This window comes from Janthinobacterium sp. PSRC1-1 (assembly GCF_049897525.1).
Classification (GTDB): domain Bacteria; phylum Pseudomonadota; class Gammaproteobacteria; order Burkholderiales; family Burkholderiaceae_D; genus Janthinobacterium; species Janthinobacterium tructae.
Genome location: NZ_JAFCWK010000004.1, coordinates 96,498 through 115,004 on the forward strand (window position 1 = coordinate 96,498; position 18,507 = coordinate 115,004).

The following is an 18,507-nucleotide window of genomic DNA, read 5'->3' on the forward strand; positions in this document are numbered from 1 at the left end:
TTTTGTTTTGCGGGCCCTGTCTGCGTCAGGCTGGCGCCAGTTCCTGGAAGTAATACGTGGCGCCACCCAGATCGGCCGGCGCGTCATATTGCAGCACCTGCGTGCGGCGCAGCGCCACCGGGGCGCTGAAGGCGGGGCCGTCGTAGACGAAGGTGTGGAATTCGCCGTTTTCGCCGCAGGCGTCGACACCGGGCGGCAGGTCGGCCAAAAAGGCGGCGTCGAACTCGCGCCCGCAAAATTCGCGTGGCAGGTGCTGGCCATTGATGCACACGACGATGGCCTTGAAGCCGGCGGCGAGAAATTCGTCGACCAGCGCGCGCCGCGCTTCGCCCCACAGGGGCAGATGGGCCGTCAGGCCGGCCGCGGCGCAGACTTTTTCTTCCCAGTCGCGGTGCGGCTGCAGGTCGATGTCGCCAAACAGGGCGTGCGCTATGCCCTCGTCTTTCGCCGCGCGCAACATGGCGATGAATTGTTCCTCGTAGCTGGCCCAGCTGGCGTGATAGCGCTGCAGGCGCGCCCCCAGGCTGGCCGCCTGCGCTTCGAGCAATTCCGGCGGCACGCCGTGCGAGCGCGATTTGCGGCCATCTTCATCCATGGCCGTGATCAGCAGCGGCACGCGCATGCCGGCGTTGCGCGCGCGCCACAGGGCCAGGCAGGAATCCTTGCCGCCGCTCCAGGAAATGAGGGCCGTCGTCATGCCGGTTTCTCCGCGCGCAGCATGTCGACGTGCTGTATGCCGTCTTCGTCGTAGGGGGCGCTGACGGTGACAAAACCGAACGACTGGTAGAAGCGCTCCAGGTAGTGCTGCGCACCGATGCGAATGGCGTGGCCAGGATGCTGGCGTTCGGCGTGCGCGATGCCCTCAAGCAGCAGCTGCTTGCCGGCGCCCGTGCTGCGCGCCTCGGGCGCCGTCAGCACGCGGCCCAGCGACATTTCCACGTATTTGGCGCCCGGCGCCAGCACGCGCAGGTAGGCGGCCAGCCGGCGCTGGCCATCGACCATTTGCCAGCCCAGCAAGTGCATGGCTTGCTGGTCATGGCCATCGAGGTCCGGGTAAATGCACTGCTGTTCGATGACGAACACGCGCTGGCGCAAGGCCAGCACCTGGTACAAAGCGTGGGGGCCGAGTTCGTCGAACGTGTTCCATTGCCAGGCGATCATGCGTACTCCGAAAAAATCAGGAAAAGAGCGTCATTCTAAAGGCACACGTGAAAAAAAACCGCGCTGCCTACATGGCAGTGCGGTTTTGATGGCGACGCGCGGCAGTTATGCCAGGTGCGTTCAGACGATCGTCAGGGTGACGTCGATGTTGCCGCGCGTGGCGTTCGAGTACGGGCACACGATGTGGGCGGCGGCGACCAGCGCTTCGGCGGCGGCGCGCTCCATGCCCGGCAGCGAAATTTTCAGTTCCACTTCGATGCCGAAGCCCGTGTCGATGGCGCCGATGCCGACGTTGCCTTCGATGGACAGGTCTGCCGGCAGGGCGATCTTGTCGCGGCCACCGACGAATTTCATGGCGCCGATGAAGCAGGCCGAGTAGCCGGCGGCGAACAGTTGTTCCGGATTGGTGCCCACGGCGCCATTGCCGCCCAGTTCTTTCGGCGTGGTCAGCTTGACGTCCAGCACATTGTCGGACGACACGGCACGGCCTTCGCGGCCTCCGGTGGCGGTGGCTTGTGCGCGGTACAGGACTTGTTTGATCGACATGGTGGTTTCCTTGAGTAAATTAAATAGTTAACGACTAAATAGTGTGCTACTTGTTTCATGGACGAGTGCCCCAGGATGCCCGTCTGCAGAAGCGCTTGCCGGCGTCCATGTGCTCAATATATATCGTGCGCTATTTAATTGCAAGCGATTTTATTTTCAGGCGACGCACATTGGTACTTTATTTTGCTGCCTTTGTCGCCAGTATTGCCCTTCCATCGCATAATGGCCACCGTCGCCGGGGGCGATGGTTATGCTGGGCTCACTTTACACCCCAAGGAAAAAATCATGACTAGCCTCTTCTTTATCCTGCGCATCACCCTGGCCACGATGCTCACCTACATCATCGCCACGGCGATCCTGGTGGAGAATTTCCTGCGCTATCTCTTCGGGCATACGGAAGGCTTTTTTGTCAGCGTCGGCGCGCTGCTGGCCGGCGCCGTCATCACGAATGCGTTTTCGCACGTGCGCCGCGTGCGCCTGATCGCCGGCGCCGTCAACCCCGGCACGCTGTCGAGCCGCCAGCGGCGCCAGATCGAGATCCCGTTCGAGGCGGGCGAGGCGTTCGACATGATCGACGCGGCCATCCGCGAATTGCCGGGCAGCGAAGTGGTCGAAAGCGCGCGCGACAGCCTGCAGGTGCAGGCGAGAGTGCGCCGCGCGGCACCGTACACGCACACGGGCTTGCCCCGCATGCGCGTGCTGGGTTTCCTCGAGCCGCGGCCGAACCAGATCCTCGCCACCGTCACGCCGAATGGCGAGGCGGGCAGCGTGACCCTGATCTGCGAGCCGGCGCGCAATGCCTGGACCGACTGGTTCCTCGTCGACCACGGCAGCAACCTGGAAAACGCGGAAGCGGTGACGCGCGCCATCACGCGCCGGGTGGCGCAGCGCCGCCGCGGCGAGCAGGCCGAAGCGCGCCAGACGGTGACGGAAAAGGAACTCACGGTGGCCAAGCTGAGCCTGCTGCACGCGCAGGTCGAGCCGCACTTCCTGTACAACACGCTGGCCAGCGCGCAGCTGCTCACGCGCAGCGACCCCGTGCGCGCCGATGAAATGCTGGGCAACCTGATTCTGTATTTGCGCCACTCGCTGCCGCGCACGGAGCAAGCCATGTCGACCCTGGGCACGGAGCTGGAACGGGCGCGCGCCTACCTCGACATCCTGAAAATCCGCATGGGCGCACGCCTGAACCTGCAGATTGAGGTACCGCAATACCTGCGCCAGGTGGAACTGCCGCCGATGATGCTGCAAACCCTGGTGGAAAACGCCATCAAGCATGGCCTGGAGCCCAAGAGCGGCGGCGGCACCGTCTGGATCATGGCGCGTAGCGGCAATGGTACGGTGATCGTCACGGTGGCCGACGACGGCAAGGGTTTCAGCGACGACGGCGCCGGCACGGGCATCGGCCTGCGCAATGTGCGCGAACGCCTGCGCCTGACCTACGGCCATGCCGCCGCGTTTGCCATTGTCGCCAATTTTCCCGATGGCGTGACGGCCACCATCACGGTGCCCGACAGCACGGCGCAGGGAGTGTCGTATGCATCCGCCTGAGATGACCTGCGTCATCGCCGAAGATGAAACCCTGCTGCGCGATGCGCTGGTGGCCCTGCTGGCCGAAGAGTGGCCCGACTTGCGCATCGTTGCCGCCTGCGACGACGGCGGCACGGCGCTCGACGCCATCGCCACCCTGCGACCCGACGTCGCCTTCCTCGATATCCGCATGCCGGGTTTGACGGGGCTGGAAGTGGCCGCTGGCGCGCTCGACGCCAGTCCCGCCACCCAGGTGGTGTTCGTCACCGCCTACGACCAGTACGCGATCGATGCCTTCGACAAGGGCGCCGTCGATTACTTATTGAAACCCATCGCCCGCGAGCGCCTGCAGGCGACCTTGCAGCGCCTGCAGGCGCGGGCCGGCAAGGGAACGGTGGGCGACGGCGCGCTGGCTGGCTTGCTGCAGCAATTGAGCAGCGCCTTGCCGGCGGCGGCCAAGTCGCCGCCGCTGGTGTGGCTGACGGCCAGCAGCGGCAAGGATACGCGCCTGATCATGGTGGAAGACATCGCCTATTTTCAGTCCGATACCAAGTACACGGCCGTCATGACGGCGGACGGCGAGGCGCTGCTGCGCAAGCCGATCCGCGAACTGCTCGACGTGCTCGATCCGGCCATCTTTAAACAGATCCACCGCTCCACCATCGTCAACATGAAGATGGTGGCGTCGGTCACGCGCGACGAAGTGGGACGCGGTGTGTTGCGCCTGAAAACGCGGCCGGAAACCCTGGCCGTGAGCCAGCCGTTCATGGCGCTGTTCAGGAATATGTAGCGTTAGTCGGCCGTCTCGAAACCTTCAAGCACGTTCACCACATTGATGCCCAGTTCCTTCACCGCATAGCCCCCTTCGAGGATGAAGGCGGTGGGCAGGTTCAGATGCGCCAGGCGTTCGCCCACGCGCAGGTAGTCGCCGCTTTGCAGGGCGAAGTGCGACAGCGGGTCGCCGACGAAGGTGTCGACGCCGAGCGACACCACCAGCGCGTCGGGCGCGTACATCTTGATGCGCAGGCAAGCCGTTTCCAGCGCGGCAAACCAGCTGGCCGTGGTGCTGCCGGCCGGCAGCGGCAGGTTGACGTTGTAGCCGAGCCCGGCGCCGCTGCCCGTCTCATCGGCGTGGCCCAGGTAAAACGGGTATTCGCTGCGCGGGTCGGCGTGGATCGAGGCGAACAGCACGTCGTTGCGCGCATAAAAGATGCTTTGGGTGCCGTTGCCGTGGTGGTAGTCGATATCGAGGATGGCGACCTTGCTGGCGCCGTCGTCGAGCAGGTGCTGTGCGGCCAGGGCCGCGTTGTTCAGAAAACAGTAGCCGCCAAAGAAATCGCTGCCCGCATGGTGGCCCGGCGGGCGCGTCAGGGCGAACGTGGCGCGCTCGCCCAGGCGCAGCGCGTGCGCCGCGTTGACGGCGCAGTCGGCGCCCGTCTTGGCCGCCGTCCACGTGCCGGCCGTCAGCGGCGTGCCGTTATCCATCGAATACAGGCCCAGCTTGGCCGTGAAGTCGTCCGGTTCGATATCGCTGCGCAAGGTGCGCACGGGCCACACGGAGGGCAAGGCATCCTTGTTGGCATTGTCCGGGTCGAGCGCCAGCCAGTCGTGCCAGGCGTGGCGCAGGAAGTGCAGGTAACGCGGTGTGTGGATGCGCTCCAGCGACGTCAGCGGTACACCGTGCGGTGTGACGATGCGGCCCAGGTTGCGCCGTCCCAGTTCGGCCACCACCATGTCGGCCCGTTCGGGCGTCTCGAAGCAGGGCACCATAGTGCCGCGAAATAGCTCGAAGCGGCCCCGGTGCTGGCTGTGCAATTCATTGTAGAAGGTCAGCATCGGGGCGTTTTGTGCAAGCTCAGGTGTGCGAGCACAGGGTGCTGGCGCGGTAGGCGGCGACGAAATCGTCGAAGCTGCCGGCGGGCGCCGCTTCCATGGCGCGCTGCTCGGCCAGCGAGCTGGCGGCCATCGCGTCGAAATACGCGCTTTGTTCCTTGCTTGCTGGCTGCGCGCGGAAGTAGGCGGCGTGGCGCTCGCTCTGGCGCAGGCCGAAGGCGGCAAACGAGCCGCCGTTGGCGCGCAGCTCGGCCAATACCTTGGCCGATGGCGTCGTGTCCGGGTCGGCCAATTTGGCTGCCTGCGCCGCCAGGCTGTCCGCGTGTGCCGTGCCGCCATGCCGTGCGTCAAGAAGGGCCGCCACTGGCGCGATACGCGCCAGCAATTGCTCACCCCATGCCTGCAAGCTGATTTCCTCGCCATCGCGGTGCAGGGTCAGGCCCGGCGTGCGGCCTTCCTTGACGGTGCGGGCGAAATTGTGCGTGTAGCAGGCGCTTTGCTCGGCAGAAATCGGTGCACTGTCATCGAGCGCGCAGAACAGCAAAAACGCGTCGAGGAAGCGCCCCGTTTCCAGGCTGATGCCGACCGGTTCGAACGGGTCGACATCCATGCAGCGCACTTCGATGTATTGCACGCCGCGCAGGCACAGGGCCTGGATGGGGCGCTCGCCCGTGCGGATCACGCGCTTCGGGCGGATGGTCGAATAGTATTCATTTTCGATCTGCAGCACGTTGGTGGACAATTGAATCCACTCGCCATCCTTCTTCGTGCCCAGCGCCGCATACGGCGGGTAGGGATCGTTGACGGCATGCGTGAGCGCGCTGACGTAGTCTTCCAGGCTGTTTTCGTGCGGGCGCAGGCCCGACTGGGCATCGTTCTGGTAGCCGAGGTCGCTCATGCGCAGGCTGGTGGCGTACGGCAGGAACAGGGTGTCGTCGGACAAGGTGTCGAGCTTGTGCGCGCGCCCGCGCAGGAAACCGGCCGACAGCGCCGGCGAAGCGCCGAACAGGTACATCAGCAGCCAGCTGTAGCGGCGGAAATTGCGGATCGTCGCCAGATAGCTTTCCGACTGCACGTCTTTCGGCGAGGCAGCTGCCTGCGTCGGGCTGGCGCTGGTGTCCGGGTTGCTGGCGAGCACTTGCCACAGCTGTTCGTCGAGCGAATAGTTGTAATGGATGCCGGCGATGCATTGCATGGCCTTGCCGTAGCGCAAGGCCAGGCCGCGCCGGTAGACGTGCTTGAGCATGCCCATGTTCGACGTGCCGTAGTTGGCGATTTCGATCTCCGCCTCGGGCGGCAACTGGCAGGGCATCGACTGGCTCCACAGCAACTCGTCACCGAGGCGGCTGTAGGCGTGGCGGTGCACGGTATCGAGCTTGCTTAATGTCGTGGCGATGTCGCTTTCAGCCGGGGTGATGAATTCGAGCAGCGCTTCGGCGTAGTCGGTGGTGATTTCAGGGTGCGTCAGTGCCGAGCCCAAGGCGGCGGGGTGGGGCGTGGAAGCCAGATGGCCGGCAGGGTCGACGCGCAGGGTTTCACGCTCGATGCCGCGCAAGCCGCCCAGCAGCGCGCGGTTGGCATCTTCGGTCAGCAATGCCAGGCGGCGAGTCAACAGGTTGGGCAATTTGAGCTTCCTTTCTTGTGCAGCATATAAATAATTTGTGCTGAGATTAACCGAATTTTGGCAAATGCGTCGGCGCCGGCCCAAAAAACGCCGCGTCGCCAGCGTCCGCCCCGGGCAAGAAGGGCGGCGCTTCGGTCAGGAATGCGCTTGATATTTTAACAAACTGCGGGGGGATCTGGCGCGCCGCCGGGTCAAGCTTTGCGCAGATGGCGGTCAGCCCAGGCGGGCGCCGCTGACGCGCTCGATGCCGGCCAGGTCGCGCCAGCTCTGTACTTTGCTGTAGCCGGCGTCGGCCAGCAAGCCGCGCACGGATGCCGCCTGGTCATAGCCGTGCTCCATCAGCAGCCAGGCGCCCGACGCCAGGTGGCGACCGGCGCCGGCCACGATGGTGCGCAGGGCCGACAGGCCGTCCGCGTGGTCGGTCAGCGCACCGGCCGGCTCGAAGCGCAAATCGCCTTCGGCCAGGTGGCGGTCGCCGCTGGCGATGTAGGGGGGATTCGAGACGATCAGGTCGAATTTTTCCGTGCCCAGCGCTTCGAACCAGTCGCTGGCCATGAAGGTGATGTTGACGCCGTTGGCGCTGGCGTTGCGGCGCGCCACGGCCAGGGCCGTGCTGCTGACGTCCAGGGCCGTGACGACGGCGTCGGGCCGCGTGTACGCCAGCGCGACGGCGATGGCGCCGCTGCCCGTGCCCATGTCGAGCACCCGTCCGCCGGGCGGCAGGCGATCGAGCGCCAGTTCCACCAGCACTTCCGTGTCGGGGCGGGGAATCAGCACAGCGTCGCTGACTTCGAATGGCAGGCCGAAGAATTCACGTTGGCCGACGATGTAGGCGATCGGCTCGCCTTGCAGGCGGCGCGCCAGCAAGCCTGACAGGCGTTCGGTCTCATCAGAAGTGAGCACACGCTCCGATTGCGTGATCAGCGAGACGCGCGACAAGCCCAGCGCGTGGCCCAGCAGGATGCGGTTGTCGAGCGGATCGAGCAGCGGTCGGATTTGCAGCGCGCCGACAGTGCTGCCGGCGGGGATCAGTGTTTCTGGCATGGTGCTTTCAATTATTTCTGACGGCGCAGCAAGGTCCACAGCAGGCCGATGGCGAAGATGGCGAACCAGATGAACGCCCATTGCGGGATCGACAGGCCGAAAAACGGCTCGCCGGCGTTTTCGCAGGCGCCATACGATTCAAACATGAACGGCATGAGTTGCGCCGTGAAGATCTTGTTCAGCGCCGTTTCCACCGGGTCGATGCCGCACGAGAAGCCGGGGTTGGCCAGTACGTACAAATGCTTGGCGCCCACGCCCAGGCCGCCCAGGGCCGCCAAGACACCGATGCCGGCGCCGATTTTCGGGCGGTTCGCGGCTGCGCCAGCCAGGCAGGCGATGCCGATGGCGAGGAAGAGATAGCGCTGGATCACGCACAGCGGGCACGGCGCCATGTGCATGGCATGCTGCAAATACATGGCCACGCCCAGCATCAGGAAACACAGGGAGGCGATCAACAGGAGGACGGTGCGTGAATTTTTCATGGGCGACACGGTGAGGTGGATGGAATCGAGCTGGTCATTTTCGCACAAGGCCGGATTTTTATTGCTTAGCCGCTACTTAAAGCTGTCGGCTTACGCGCTGCGCGCCAAGCCGACCTACAAATTGCGGCGTAGGTCTGCGTAGGTCGGCGTAAGCCGGCACAACGGCGCCAGCGTTTAGTCGCCTAAAGCAGCCAGCAGCTCCGCCTGGTGCTCCGCCGCCAGCGCATTCGTCAGCTCCGTCAAATCCCCATCCATGATGAAGTCCAGCTTGTACAAGGTCAGATTGATGCGGTGGTCCGTCAGGCGGCCCTGCGGGAAGTTATAAGTGCGGATGCGCTCGCTGCGGTCGCCCGAGCCGATCAGGCTCTTGCGCGTGGCCGCTTCCTTCGACTGCTGTTCGCGCAGCTGCACGTCCTTGATGCGCGCGGCCAGCACTTTCATCGCTTGCGCCTTGTTCTTGTGCTGGCTGCGGTCATCCTGGCACTCCACCACGATGCCGGTCGGCAAGTGGGTGATGCGTACGGCCGAATCGGTCTTGTTGATGTGCTGACCGCCCGCACCCGAGGCGCGGTAGGTGTCGATGCGCAGGTCGGCCGGGTTGATGTTGACGTCTTCCACTTCATCGGCCTCGGGCATCACCGCCACCGTGCAGGCCGACGTGTGGATGCGGCCCTGCGTTTCCGTGGCCGGCACGCGCTGCACGCGGTGGCCGCCCGACTCGAATTTCAGCTTCGAATACGCACCATTGCCGACGATACGCACGATCACTTCGCGGTAGCCGCCCAGGTCGGAGTCGGACGACGACACCAGCTCGACTTGCCAGCGGTTGCGCTCGGCAAAGCGCGAGTACATGCGTAATAAATCGCCGGCGAACAGCGCCGATTCATCGCCGCCCGTGCCGGCGCGAATTTCCAGGAAGATATTGCGCTCGTCGTTGACATCCTTCGGCAGCAGCATGGTTTGCAATTCGCGTTCCAGGCGCGCCATGGTGGCTTTCGCCGCCTCGATCTCTTCCTGCGCGAATTCCTTCATGTCCGGGTCGCCCAGCATCTCTTGCGCCGTGGCGATATCGTTGCCCGCTTCCTGGTAGGAATGGTACAGGGCCACCAGCGGGCCCAGTTCGGCGTGCTCGCGTGTCATCTTGCGGTAGCTGTCCATGTTCGACGTGGCGTCCGGGTGCATCAGCAGTTCGTCGAGTTCGACCAGGCGGTTCGCCAGTTGATCGAGTTTGCCCAGCATGGATGGTTTCATAGCGATTCGCGGTAAAAGAGTGTAGGGATGGTGCGGGTCCGGCACGCCCGGCAGGCGGGCAGGGGTAGCCGCGCGCGGGCGGCCAGCGCGGCTGCGCTAACGGCGGGGGCGGAACAGTTTCGGCAGCAGGGTGACCAGCTGCTTGCGCTCGTCGCCTTGCGCCTGGTGCAGCGCCTGCTGCGGGCCGTGCAGGAACTTGGCCGTCAAGCCTTTCGACAGCGCTTCGAGCACGGCGTCGATGTCGGCGCCCTTGGCCAGCATCTTGCGCGCCCGTTCCACTTCCATCAGGCGCAGCGCTTCGCTGTTTTCATGCAAATGCTGGATGACGGGCACCATGGCGCGGTCGTCGACCCAGCTCATGAACGATTGCACGCGCGTCTCGATGATGGTCTCTGCTTGCGCCACGGCCGCTTGCCGGCTTTCCAGGCCCGTCTGCACGACCTTGCCCAGGTCGTCGACCGTGTACAGGAAGACGTCGTTCAGGCGGCCCACTTCCGATTCGATGTCGCGCGGCACGGCCAGGTCGACCATGAACATGGGTTTGTGGCGGCGCGCCTTGATGGCGCGCTCGACCAGACCCAGGCCCAGCAGCGGTAACGATGACGCCGTGCACGAGATGACGATGTCGAACTGGTGCAGCATTTCTGGCAGGTCCGCCAGGCGGATGGCCTTGCCGTTGAAGCGGTGCGCCAGTTCCTCGCCCCGTTCCATGGTGCGGTTGGCAATCGTGATGCTTTTCGGATTTTGCGCGGCAAAGTGGGTGGCGCACAATTCGATCATTTCGCCGGCGCCGATGAACAGCACGTTCTGCTCGGCGATCTTGTCGAAGATGCGCTGCGACAGGCGCACGGCGGCGGCCGCCATGGACACGCTGTGGGCGCCGATTTCCGTGCTGCTGCGCACTTCCTTGGCGACCGAAAAGCTGCGCTGGAACAACTGGTGCAGATACGTGCCCAGGCCGCCCGCCTCGTCGGCCGTGCGGATGGCGTCCTTGATCTGCCCCAGGATCTGCGTTTCGCCCAGCACCATCGAATCGAGCCCGGAGGCGACGCGGAAGGTGTGGCGCACGGCATCGTGCTGCGGCAGCATGTACAAGTGGGGGCGCAGCTCGCTGTAATTGAGCTGGTGATAATCGGCCAGGAAATGCGCGCCCGCGTCGAGCGGGTTCGGCACATGGCTGGCCGCATACAGCTCGGTGCGGTTGCAGGTCGAGAGAATGGCCGCTTCGTCGTTGTCGCGCAGGTCGATGCGCTGGAACCAGGTGCGCGCCGCCATCACCGCCGAACCCAAGTGCTCAGGCGCAAACGCCAGCTGTTCGCGGAGCGACACTGGAGCGGTGGTATGGTTGAGGCCGACGGCGAGCAGTTGCATTTCAGGGCTGTTGGGAATTCTTATGCCGACATTATAACGCCTTGTGCCCGCGCTTTGAGCAGTTCGCCTGTTTTCACCCGGATGCGTGGGCGTCACCCGCCCAGTTTTTCCAGGCGATAACCATAACTGTAGACGGGCACGAGGCGGTAGCCGTGTTCCGGTTTCAGCTGCAGCTTGTTGCGCACGCGCGAGACGTGGGTATCCATGGTGCGCGAGGGCAGGGCCGTGTCGCGCTGCCACACGGCTTCGTGGATGTAGGCGCGCGACAGGGGACGGCCCATGTTGCGGAAAAACAGCAGCGCCAGGGCGAATTCCTTGTGCGTCACGTCCAGCACTTCGCCATCCTTGAGCAGGCGGCCGGGGCGGGTTTCAAACGTGTAATGACCAAATTGCAAATACTCGGCGCCATTCTGCGCCGGGTAGGCCACGCGCAGCAGCGCCTGGGTGCGCAAAGTCAGTTCGCTGCGCCGCAAGGGCTTGATCATGTAGTCGTCGGCACCGGCCGTCATGCCGGCCACCACATCGTCTTCGCCCGAGCTGTTGGTCATAAACAACACAGGTGCCTTCGGCGCCAGTTTTTCCCGGGCACGGCGCAGTACTTCGGCGCCATCCAGATCGCTCACATGCCAGTCGAGGATGAGCATGTCGCAACTGTCCTTGCGCAGTTGCCCCAGCATTTCCTTGCCACTCTGAAACTCGTGGCAAGCGTGGCCTGCGGCGGTGAGCACCTGGCAGATCAGTTCTGCCTGACTATGGTCGCTATCGAGTACGGCAATTCGCATAATGGGCTGGAGTGTGTAGCAACAAACAGACGGTCCGCTCTGCTTATCGTAATGTTAAGGAATGCTCAAGTGAAATATAACAGAGATTGCAACTGTGTCCAGTGAAATCGGTGGCCACATTCTTTACGTTACACTGGTTCATCTACCCCCCTACTAGCGGAGAAACGCGCATGGCAGACAAGAGCAGTACCGATTGGACCCTGATACCGGCCAGTCGTGCCGAAATCGAGCAAGTGCGCGAGCGTTGCCGGCGCCTGGTGCAGCGGCGTGCCGTGATGTCGGCGGGCGCCTCGGCCATTCCCATTCCCGGCATCGACCTGATGTCCGATGTCGGCCTGTTTTCCATGCTGATCAACGATATCAACCACGAATTCGGCCTCACGCCCGAGCAGATCGAGCGCCTCAACCCGCAGTTCAAGCTGATGGCCTACCGCGCGGCGGTGGGCATGGGTGGCATGCTGGTGGGGAAGCTGGTGTCGCGCGAACTGATCCTCCAGCTGCTCAAGCGCAGTGGCGTCAAGATTGCCACCAAGCAGGTGGCGCGCTTCGTGCCGTTCGCCGGGCAGGCGGTGGCGGCGGTCATCGGCTACGCCGTGTTCCGCCAGATCGGCAACCAGCACGTGAATGCCTGCGCCGCGGTGGCGCAGGAATTGCTCACGGTCAGGCCGGAGTAAAGACCTTAAGCGTCCGGCAGCACCACGTTGACGTCGAGTACCTCCAGGTTGCCCTGGCGGTCCAGCGAGATCTTGATGTCGTCGGCATTGACCTTGGTGTACTTGGAAATGACGGCGATCAATTCCTTGTGCAGGGCGGGCAGGAAGTCCGGACCACCGCGGCCGCTGCGTTCGCGGGCGATGATGATCTGCAGGCGTTCCTTGGCGGCGGTGGCCGTCTTCGGCTTGGGGGGGAACAGGAAAGAAAGCAAGGCCATATCACTTCGCCCCAAAAATGCGCTGGAGTAATCCAGGCTTTTCATAGTTGGTAAAGCGCAACTCGACCTCTTCGCCGAGGAAACGCGAGACCACGTCTTCATAGGCTTGCGCCACGTCCGTGCCCTTGAAGTGGATGGCCGGATTGCCCTGGTTCGAGGCGGCCAGCACTTGTTCCGATTCCGGAATGATGCCCACCAGCGGGATGCGCAGGATTTCCTGCACGTCCTGGTAGGACAGCATTTCATCCGATTCCACGCGCTTCGGCGAGTAACGGGTGATCAGCAAATGTTCCTTGACCGGTTCGCCGCCCGTCTGCGCGCGGCGCGACTTGGCTTGCAGGATGCCCAGGATGCGGTCCGAATCGCGCACCGACGACACTTCCGGGTTGGTGACGATGATGGCTTCGTCGGCGAACGTCAGCGCCATCAGCGCGCCATGCTCGATGCCGGCCGGCGAATCGCAGATGATGAACTCGAAACCCATGTTGATCAGGTCGTTCAACACGCGTTCCACGCCTTCTTCCGACAAGGCATCCTTGTCGCGCGTTTGCGACGCGGGCAGGATGAACAGGTTGTCGCAGTGCTTGTCCTTGATCAGGGCCTGGTTCAGCGTGGCTTCCTTGTTGATCACATTGATCAGGTCGTAGACGACGCGCCGTTCGCAACCCATGATCAGGTCGAGGTTGCGCAGACCCACGTCAAAATCGAGCACGGCTGTCTTGTGGCCGCGCAGGGCCAGGCCAGTGGAAAAACTGGCGCTAGAGGTCGTCTTGCCGACACCGCCCTTGCCGGACGTCACAACAATAATTCTTGCCACAAATAATCCTTTTCAGATATCTCTTGAATTGTGCAGCTTAAGAGCGGTTCACGGGAGTGACCGGATTGACAGAGTGTATATCGATTCTGTCTCCAGCCAAACGAATTTGCGCCGGTCCGCGTGCCATTTCCGCCGGGAAACCATCCTCGAACGTGCGGTAGACGCCGGCGATCGACACCAATTCAGGCTCCATGGCCAGCGCGAAAATGCGCGCCTGGGCATTGCCCGAGGCGCCGGCCAGCGCGCGGCCATACAGCGAGGAATACACATGGATGCTGCCGTCGGCGATGATTTCGGCGCCATTGTTCACCACGGCGGTGATGATCAGGTCGCAGCCGCGCGCATAAATGCGCTGGCCCGCCCGCACGGGCGTGTCGATCACCATCACTTGCGCTTCGGCGCCCGCCTGGGCGGCCGCCGTGGGCGTATCCTTGGGCGGCGCATCGTCGCGCGTCTTGCCGCTATCGAGGCTCAAGCCTTGCGCCAGGATGGCGTCCTGCAGCTCGGCTGGCGCATTGCGCACGGCCACGGCATTCAAGCGGTATTTTTTCAGCAAGGCCACCAGCGAAGCCCAATCGACGGGCATGCCGCCAGGCGGCAAGTCGGCCACGTCCAGCACGGCCAGGTCATCTTCGAAAAAGTCCGCCACGCCTCCCGTCATGTCGCGCAAGGCGGCATCGAGTGCCTGCGTATCGGCGCTATGCACAATGGCGGAAACGGCGACGACGGTGGAAATCTTGATTTCGATAGGCTTCTGCGACGGGCTTTTGGACATAAACATTATCAAAGTGAAACTGCGGCAGGCCAGATGTTCCGTACAGCAACAATGGGAGCAGTAAATTTCTTGCATTCTACTGCAAAAAAATCGGCATCAGGGGCCTGGCGCGTGCTATTCCGTAGGGCAACAGTGACTTCTTGTCAAAAAACAAGGGCGGCGCCCCGGAAAACCGCTGCGCCGCCCCAAGAGCTGCTGAGAATGCGCCCTGACGGCGCGCTGCTCGATCAAGCCGCGCGCATCTGCTGCGCCGCCGCCACCATATTTTTTAACGCTGCCTCCGTTTCCGTCCAGCCGCGCGTCTTCAAGCCGCAGTCCGGGTTCACCCACAAGTTGGCCGGGGGAATGACGGCGCTGGCTTTTTGCAGCAAGCGCACCATGTCGACGGTCGAGGGGACGCGCGGCGAGTGGATGTCGTACACGCCGGGGCCGATTTCGTTCTGATACTGGAACTGGCCCAAGTCCGTCAGCAACTCCATGCCCGAGCGGCTCGTCTCCAACGTGATGACGTCGGCATCCATGGCGGCGATCTGCGGCAGGATGTCGTTGAACTCGGCATAGCACATGTGCGTGTGGATCTGCGTCGCGTCGCTGGCCACGGACGCGGCGATGCGGAAGGCGCGCGTGGCCCAGTCCAGGTAGGCGTCCCACTGGCCGCGGCGCAGCGGCAAGCCTTCGCGGACGGCCGGCTCGTCGATCTGGATGATGCCGATGCCGGCCGTTTCCAGGTCTTGCACCTCGTCGCGGATGGCCAGGGCCAGCTGCAGCGCCGTGCTGGCGCGCGGCTGGTCGTCGCGCACGAACGACCATTGCAAGAGCGTGACGGGGCCCGTCAGCATGCCCTTCATCGGTTTATGCGTGAGGCTTTGCGCGTGCACCGTCCAGGCCACCGTCATGGCGGCCGGGCGCTGCACGTCGCCGTAGAGGACGGGCGGTTTGACACAGCGCGAGCCGTACGATTGCACCCAGCCCAGGCGCGTGAAGGCGAACCCGTCCAATTGCTCGCCGAAGTATTCGACCATGTCCTTGCGTTCCGCTTCGCCATGCACGAGTACGTCAAGGCCCAGCGCTTCCTGGCGCGCCACGGCATGGGCGATTTCGGCGCGCATCTGCTGTTCATAGCCTGCGCTGGCCAGTTCGCCCCGTTGATGGCTGGCGCGGGCGGCGCGGATGGCCGCCGTCTGCGGGAAGGAGCCGATGGTCGTCGTCGGGAAGTCGGGCAGCTGGAAACGCGTGCGCTGCACGGCCTGGCGCAGCGGGAAGCTGGAATCGCGGCGGTCGACGGTGGGCGTGAGCGTTTGCAGGCGCTGCGTGACCGAGGCACGCTGGACGCGGGGGCTGGCGCGCCGCCCGGCGATGGCCAGGCGAGAAATGGCCAATGCGGCCAGCGCGGCGGCGTCGGGATGGCCGGCCAGCGCGTTTTTCAGCAGCGACAGTTCCGTCAGTTTCTCTGTGGCAAACGCCAGCCAGCTCTTGATTTCCCCGTCGAGCGCCGTTTCCGCTTCCAGGCTGAACGGCACGTGCAGCAGCGAGCACGACGGCGCCAGCCATAGCTGGCCGTTGCGCCTCGCTGCCAGCGGCTGCAGCACGGCCAGGGCCGCGTCGAGGTCGGTGCGCCAGATATTGCGCCCGTCGACGATGCCGATCGACAAGACTTTATGCGCGGGCAACCAGTCCGTCACGCTGATCAATTCATGCGGCGCGCGGATACCGTCCACGTGCAGGCCGGCCACGGGCAGGCGGCAGGTCAGGCTGAGGTTTTCTTCCAGCGGCGAGAAATAGGTGGCCAGCAAGATGTTCACGCCCACCTGGTTCAGCTGCCAGTACGTGCTTTCGAAGGCGCTGCGCCAGGCGCTGGGCAAGTCCAGGCCCAAAATCGGTTCATCGAGCTGCACCCACGTCACGCCTTGCTGTTTCAGGCGGTCGAGCAGGGCGCCGTACACGGGCAGCAATTGTTCCAGCAGGGCCAGACGATGGAATCCAGACTCGCCCGGCGTCTTTTCCTTGCCCAGCCAGAGGAAGGTGAGGGGGCCGATCAGGGCCGCCTTGACCTGGTGGCCCAGTGCCTGCGCCTCGGCCACTTCCGCCAGCAGGCGCTCGCAGGCTAGCGAAAACCGGGTCTGCGGCGACAGTTCGGGCACCAGGTAGTGGTAATTGGTGTCAAACCACTTGGTCATTTCCAGCGCGGCAGTGCCTGCGGCGTTGCTATGGTGCGCGTGGCCGCAGTGCGCGTGTTGCGCCTGCGTTGCTTCACCGCGCGCCATGCTGAAATAGCGCGCCAGCGGCGATTGCTCCGGCGTAAAGTGGAAACGCGCCGGTTCGCAGCCCAGCAGCTGGATATGGTTGGCCACCTGGTCATACAAGGCGAAGTCGCCCACGGTGACGTAATCGAGCCCGGCATCGCGTTGCAAGGCCCAGTGGCGCGCACGCAATTGCTGGCCCGTCGCTTCCAGGGCGGCCTCGGACACCTCGCCACGCCAGTGGCTTTCCAGTGCCAGTTTCAGTTCACGCGCGGCGCCGATACGGGGAAAGCCAAGGATGTGGGTACGAATGGTCATGATGTCATCGAGATTTAATGTGAGTGCGCTAGAGTGTGCGGCAACTTGGGCTATAATCAAAACGAAACATTTTGCCGAATAACATGAAAATAATTCACGTACATCCCCCCATTTCCCGATGCTAGAAATCCGTCACCTGCGCACCCTGAGTGCCTTGCGTTCGTCCGGCAGCCTGGTGCGCGCCGCGCAGCTGCTCAATCTGACCCAGTCGGCGCTGTCGCACCAGATCCGCTTGCTCGAAGAGCGCTATCAGGCGCCGCTGTTCGAGCGCAAGTCGATGCCGATCGCGTTTACGGCCACGGGCAGCCGGCTGCTCGAGCTGGCCGACAAGCTGCTGCCCGAGATCGAGCTGGCCGAGCGCGACGTGGCGCGCCTGTCGCAAGGCGACAAGGGGCAGCTGCGCGTGGCGCTCGAATGCCATACCTGCTTCGACTGGCTGATGCCGGTGATGGATGCGTTCCGCCAACGCTGGCCGGAAGTGGAGATCGACCTGGTGTCGGGCTTTCACAGCGAGCCGGCGGACTTGCTGCGCTCGGGCGAGGCCGATCTCGTGATCGGTTCGCCTTACGGCCCCGACTTCACCGTGTTTCCCCTGTTCCGCTTTGAAATGCTGGTGGTGATGGCGCAGAAGCACCGGCTGCAAGCGCAGCGCCGGCTGGTGGCGGCCGACTTCACGGGCGAGACCCTGATCACGTATCCGGTGCCGGAAGAGCGCATCGATCTGATCCGCGAAGTGCTGCGGCCTGCCGGCATCGAGTTTGAACGCCGCACGGCCGAACTGACGGTGGCCGTGCTGCAACTGGTGGCGAGCCGGCGCGGCATCGCCGCCTTGCCGAACTGGGCCATCAAGAATTACGTCGATTACGATTATGTGGTGGCGCGTCCGGTGGGCGAGCAGGGCCTGTGGAGCGACTTGTACGTGTCCGTGCCGCAGCAGTTGCAGGACAAGGCGTATGTGCGCGATTTCGTCAGCGTGATACGCGAGCAGTGCGCGGCCTCGCTTGACGGTATCAAGTTGTTGTCCTGATCAACGTTGAGTTGGAAACAAACCAACAGCAAAGCTTGATAAATATCAAGGTTCAGCAATGAACCACCGCTTACAGTTGAGCACTGTGCGGCGCAACATGGCGCTGCCTACTCTTTGGGGAGGAACACGATGTTTTCATTTTCCGAGCAATGGGCACTCGCCGGCAAGGCCGTGGTGGAAGCACAATTGATCAGCGCGCAAGCGTATGCCCGGGCCGCCGTCGAGAGCGGCGCCAGCGTGCTGGATTTGCAGCTCGACGCGGCCCGCGCGGCGTTGGCGGCCGCTACGGTGGCGGGCAATCAGCTGCTGTCCGTGAAGGATACGCAAGCGCTGCTGGAACTGTCGCGCACGCAGTCGCAACTGGCCATTGAACGCATCGGTGCCTATGGCCGCCAGGCAAAGGATGTTGCCCAAGAAACCCAGGAGAAATTCGATACGGTGACAAAGGGTGAGTTTGCTGCATCGCGTCAAAAATTCGGCGAGCTGGTGCAGGTGGTAAAGCAAACGCCCGTGCCCCTGATTATTCCCTTCAATAATTTTCTAAAAACCACTTTCAGCGGCGCCGATGAAGGGTATGATAAAAATAAAAACACGCGTCCCGCTCGTCAAGCGTAGGCGCGTCGCGGCCCGGCAGCGGCTATCCGCCGCGCCAGGCCGCCCGCCGCCACCGCAGGGCAGGCCGCCATCGCTGCCGCCTGCGGTGTGGCGCTGGAACTGTGGCGCATGCCACGCTAGAATGAAACACAGCTTGCTGTGTCTTCCCGGATTCATTGGA

At 63.7% G+C, this 18,507-nt stretch carries 19 protein-coding genes; 5 read left to right on the top strand and 14 right to left on the bottom strand.

Annotated features, from left to right (window positions below):
• Positions 1–25: 25 nt before the first annotated feature.
• The 3 genes from ACP7DW_RS09755 to ACP7DW_RS09765 all read right to left on the bottom strand — a co-directional run bounded on the left by ACP7DW_RS09755 (position 26) and on the right by ACP7DW_RS09765 (position 1,707).
• On the bottom strand, positions 26–697 hold the full coding sequence (locus ACP7DW_RS09755) for a diphthine--ammonia ligase (RefSeq protein ID WP_298403687.1): 672 nt from the start codon (positions 695–697) through the stop codon (positions 26–28).
• The gene (locus ACP7DW_RS09760) at positions 694–1,161 is read right to left on the bottom strand and encodes a GNAT family N-acetyltransferase (protein WP_426055129.1); all 468 of its coding nucleotides are present in this window, start codon (positions 1,159–1,161) and stop codon (positions 694–696) included. Before ACP7DW_RS09760 ends, ACP7DW_RS09755 begins: the two co-directional genes overlap by 4 nt.
• Before the next feature lie 120 nt (positions 1,162–1,281).
• On the bottom strand, positions 1,282–1,707 hold the full coding sequence (locus ACP7DW_RS09765; protein WP_035823589.1) for an organic hydroperoxide resistance protein: 426 nt from the start codon (positions 1,705–1,707) through the stop codon (positions 1,282–1,284).
• A gap of 285 nt (positions 1,708–1,992) precedes the next feature.
• On the opposite strand from ACP7DW_RS09765, the gene ACP7DW_RS09770 reads away from it, so the two are divergent.
• Together ACP7DW_RS09770 and ACP7DW_RS09775 are read left to right on the top strand one after the other, a co-directional pair.
• Positions 1,993–3,258, top strand: a complete 1,266-nt coding sequence (locus ACP7DW_RS09770; RefSeq protein WP_426055128.1) for a sensor histidine kinase — start codon at positions 1,993–1,995, stop codon at positions 3,256–3,258.
• Positions 3,245–4,027 (top strand): LytR/AlgR family response regulator transcription factor, encoded by a 783-nt coding sequence (locus ACP7DW_RS09775; RefSeq protein WP_298403700.1) that lies wholly within the window; start codon positions 3,245–3,247, stop codon positions 4,025–4,027. The genes ACP7DW_RS09770 and ACP7DW_RS09775 overlap by 14 nt, the downstream gene beginning before the upstream one ends.
• A gap of 2 nt (positions 4,028–4,029) precedes the next feature.
• On the opposite strand, the gene ACP7DW_RS09780 is transcribed toward ACP7DW_RS09775, so the two are convergent.
• From ACP7DW_RS09780 to ACP7DW_RS09810, 7 genes are all read right to left on the bottom strand, one after another.
• Positions 4,030–5,073, bottom strand: a complete 1,044-nt coding sequence (locus ACP7DW_RS09780) for a histone deacetylase family protein (protein ID WP_426055127.1) — start codon at positions 5,071–5,073, stop codon at positions 4,030–4,032.
• Between the two features lie 19 nt (positions 5,074–5,092).
• Positions 5,093–6,694: a glutamate--cysteine ligase gene (gene gshA / locus ACP7DW_RS09785; RefSeq protein WP_426055126.1), complete on the bottom strand. Its 1,602-nt coding sequence runs from the start codon at positions 6,692–6,694 to the stop codon at positions 5,093–5,095.
• A 213-nt stretch (positions 6,695–6,907) separates the two neighbouring features.
• On the bottom strand, positions 6,908–7,738 hold the full coding sequence (prmC, locus tag ACP7DW_RS09790) for a peptide chain release factor N(5)-glutamine methyltransferase (RefSeq protein WP_426055125.1): 831 nt from the start codon (positions 7,736–7,738) through the stop codon (positions 6,908–6,910).
• Between the two features lie 11 nt (positions 7,739–7,749).
• Positions 7,750–8,220 carry a disulfide bond formation protein B gene (locus ACP7DW_RS09795; protein ID WP_426055124.1) on the bottom strand — a complete coding sequence of 157 codons (471 nt, stop codon included), beginning with the start codon at positions 8,218–8,220 and terminating at the stop codon, positions 7,750–7,752.
• Positions 8,221–8,394: 174 nt separating this feature from the next.
• Positions 8,395–9,471: a peptide chain release factor 1 gene (prfA, locus tag ACP7DW_RS09800; protein ID WP_426055123.1), complete on the bottom strand. Its 1,077-nt coding sequence runs from the start codon at positions 9,469–9,471 to the stop codon at positions 8,395–8,397.
• Positions 9,472–9,567: 96 nt separating this feature from the next.
• Entirely contained in the window at positions 9,568–10,842 is a 1,275-nt protein-coding gene (gene hemA, locus ACP7DW_RS09805) for a glutamyl-tRNA reductase (RefSeq protein ID WP_116742911.1), read from the bottom strand.
• Between the two features lie 92 nt (positions 10,843–10,934).
• Positions 10,935–11,624, bottom strand: a complete 690-nt coding sequence (locus tag ACP7DW_RS09810; RefSeq protein WP_071079937.1) for a response regulator transcription factor — start codon at positions 11,622–11,624, stop codon at positions 10,935–10,937.
• A gap of 170 nt (positions 11,625–11,794) precedes the next feature.
• Here ACP7DW_RS09810 and ACP7DW_RS09815 point away from each other — a divergent pair, with 170 nt between their 5' ends.
• On the top strand, positions 11,795–12,298 hold the full coding sequence (locus ACP7DW_RS09815; RefSeq protein WP_141171324.1) for a hypothetical protein: 504 nt from the start codon (positions 11,795–11,797) through the stop codon (positions 12,296–12,298).
• 5 nt (positions 12,299–12,303) lie between these two features.
• On the opposite strand, the gene minE is transcribed toward ACP7DW_RS09815, so the two are convergent.
• From minE to metE, 4 genes are all read right to left on the bottom strand, one after another.
• Positions 12,304–12,555 (bottom strand): cell division topological specificity factor MinE, encoded by a 252-nt coding sequence (gene minE / locus ACP7DW_RS09820; protein ID WP_071079935.1) that lies wholly within the window; start codon positions 12,553–12,555, stop codon positions 12,304–12,306.
• A 1-nt stretch (position 12,556) separates the two neighbouring features.
• The gene (gene minD / locus ACP7DW_RS09825; RefSeq protein ID WP_071079934.1) at positions 12,557–13,372 is read right to left on the bottom strand and encodes a septum site-determining protein MinD; all 816 of its coding nucleotides are present in this window, start codon (positions 13,370–13,372) and stop codon (positions 12,557–12,559) included.
• A 37-nt stretch (positions 13,373–13,409) separates the two neighbouring features.
• Positions 13,410–14,147: a septum site-determining protein MinC gene (minC, locus tag ACP7DW_RS09830; RefSeq protein WP_298403736.1), complete on the bottom strand. Its 738-nt coding sequence runs from the start codon at positions 14,145–14,147 to the stop codon at positions 13,410–13,412.
• Positions 14,148–14,374: 227 nt separating this feature from the next.
• Positions 14,375–16,705: a 5-methyltetrahydropteroyltriglutamate--homocysteine S-methyltransferase gene (metE, locus tag ACP7DW_RS09835; protein ID WP_426055122.1), complete on the bottom strand. Its 2,331-nt coding sequence runs from the start codon at positions 16,703–16,705 to the stop codon at positions 14,375–14,377.
• A gap of 118 nt (positions 16,706–16,823) precedes the next feature.
• On the opposite strand from metE, the gene ACP7DW_RS09840 reads away from it, so the two are divergent.
• Positions 16,824–17,732 (top strand): LysR family transcriptional regulator, encoded by a 909-nt coding sequence (locus ACP7DW_RS09840; protein WP_426055121.1) that lies wholly within the window; start codon positions 16,824–16,826, stop codon positions 17,730–17,732.
• A gap of 129 nt (positions 17,733–17,861) precedes the next feature.
• A complete protein-coding gene (locus ACP7DW_RS09845) occupies positions 17,862–18,347 on the top strand; it encodes a phasin family protein (protein ID WP_426055120.1) in 486 nt (161 codons plus the stop codon).
• The last annotated feature ends 160 nt before the right edge of the window (positions 18,348–18,507 follow it).

What these genes read in the sequence shown, in the direction of transcription:
- ACP7DW_RS09780 (WP_426055127.1), bottom strand. Translation starts at nt 5,073, where the DNA reads ATGCTGACCTTCTACAATGAATTGCACAGCCAGCACCGGGGCCGCTTC.
- ACP7DW_RS09765 (WP_035823589.1), bottom strand. Translation starts at nt 1,707, where the DNA reads ATGTCGATCAAACAAGTCCTGTACCGCGCACAAGCCACCGCCACCGGA.
- hemA (WP_116742911.1), bottom strand. Translation starts at nt 10,842, where the DNA reads ATGCAACTGCTCGCCGTCGGCCTCAACCATACCACCGCTCCAGTGTCG.
- minE (WP_071079935.1), bottom strand. Translation starts at nt 12,555, where the DNA reads ATGGCCTTGCTTTCTTTCCTGTTCCCCCCCAAGCCGAAGACGGCCACC.
- prmC (WP_426055125.1), bottom strand. Translation starts at nt 7,738, where the DNA reads ATGCCAGAAACACTGATCCCCGCCGGCAGCACTGTCGGCGCGCTGCAA.
- metE (WP_426055122.1), bottom strand. Translation starts at nt 16,705, where the DNA reads ATGACCATTCGTACCCACATCCTTGGCTTTCCCCGTATCGGCGCCGCG.
- ACP7DW_RS09760 (WP_426055129.1), bottom strand. Translation starts at nt 1,161, where the DNA reads ATGATCGCCTGGCAATGGAACACGTTCGACGAACTCGGCCCCCACGCT.
- ACP7DW_RS09755 (WP_298403687.1), bottom strand. Translation starts at nt 697, where the DNA reads ATGACGACGGCCCTCATTTCCTGGAGCGGCGGCAAGGATTCCTGCCTG.
- ACP7DW_RS09815 (WP_141171324.1), top strand. Translation starts at nt 11,795, where the DNA reads ATGGCAGACAAGAGCAGTACCGATTGGACCCTGATACCGGCCAGTCGT.
- ACP7DW_RS09775 (WP_298403700.1), top strand. Translation starts at nt 3,245, where the DNA reads ATGCATCCGCCTGAGATGACCTGCGTCATCGCCGAAGATGAAACCCTG.
- ACP7DW_RS09810 (WP_071079937.1), bottom strand. Translation starts at nt 11,624, where the DNA reads ATGCGAATTGCCGTACTCGATAGCGACCATAGTCAGGCAGAACTGATC.
- ACP7DW_RS09770 (WP_426055128.1), top strand. Translation starts at nt 1,993, where the DNA reads ATGACTAGCCTCTTCTTTATCCTGCGCATCACCCTGGCCACGATGCTC.
- ACP7DW_RS09840 (WP_426055121.1), top strand. Translation starts at nt 16,824, where the DNA reads ATGCTAGAAATCCGTCACCTGCGCACCCTGAGTGCCTTGCGTTCGTCC.
- ACP7DW_RS09845 (WP_426055120.1), top strand. Translation starts at nt 17,862, where the DNA reads ATGTTTTCATTTTCCGAGCAATGGGCACTCGCCGGCAAGGCCGTGGTG.
- minC (WP_298403736.1), bottom strand. Translation starts at nt 14,147, where the DNA reads ATGTCCAAAAGCCCGTCGCAGAAGCCTATCGAAATCAAGATTTCCACC.
- ACP7DW_RS09795 (WP_426055124.1), bottom strand. Translation starts at nt 8,220, where the DNA reads ATGAAAAATTCACGCACCGTCCTCCTGTTGATCGCCTCCCTGTGTTTC.
- prfA (WP_426055123.1), bottom strand. Translation starts at nt 9,471, where the DNA reads ATGAAACCATCCATGCTGGGCAAACTCGATCAACTGGCGAACCGCCTG.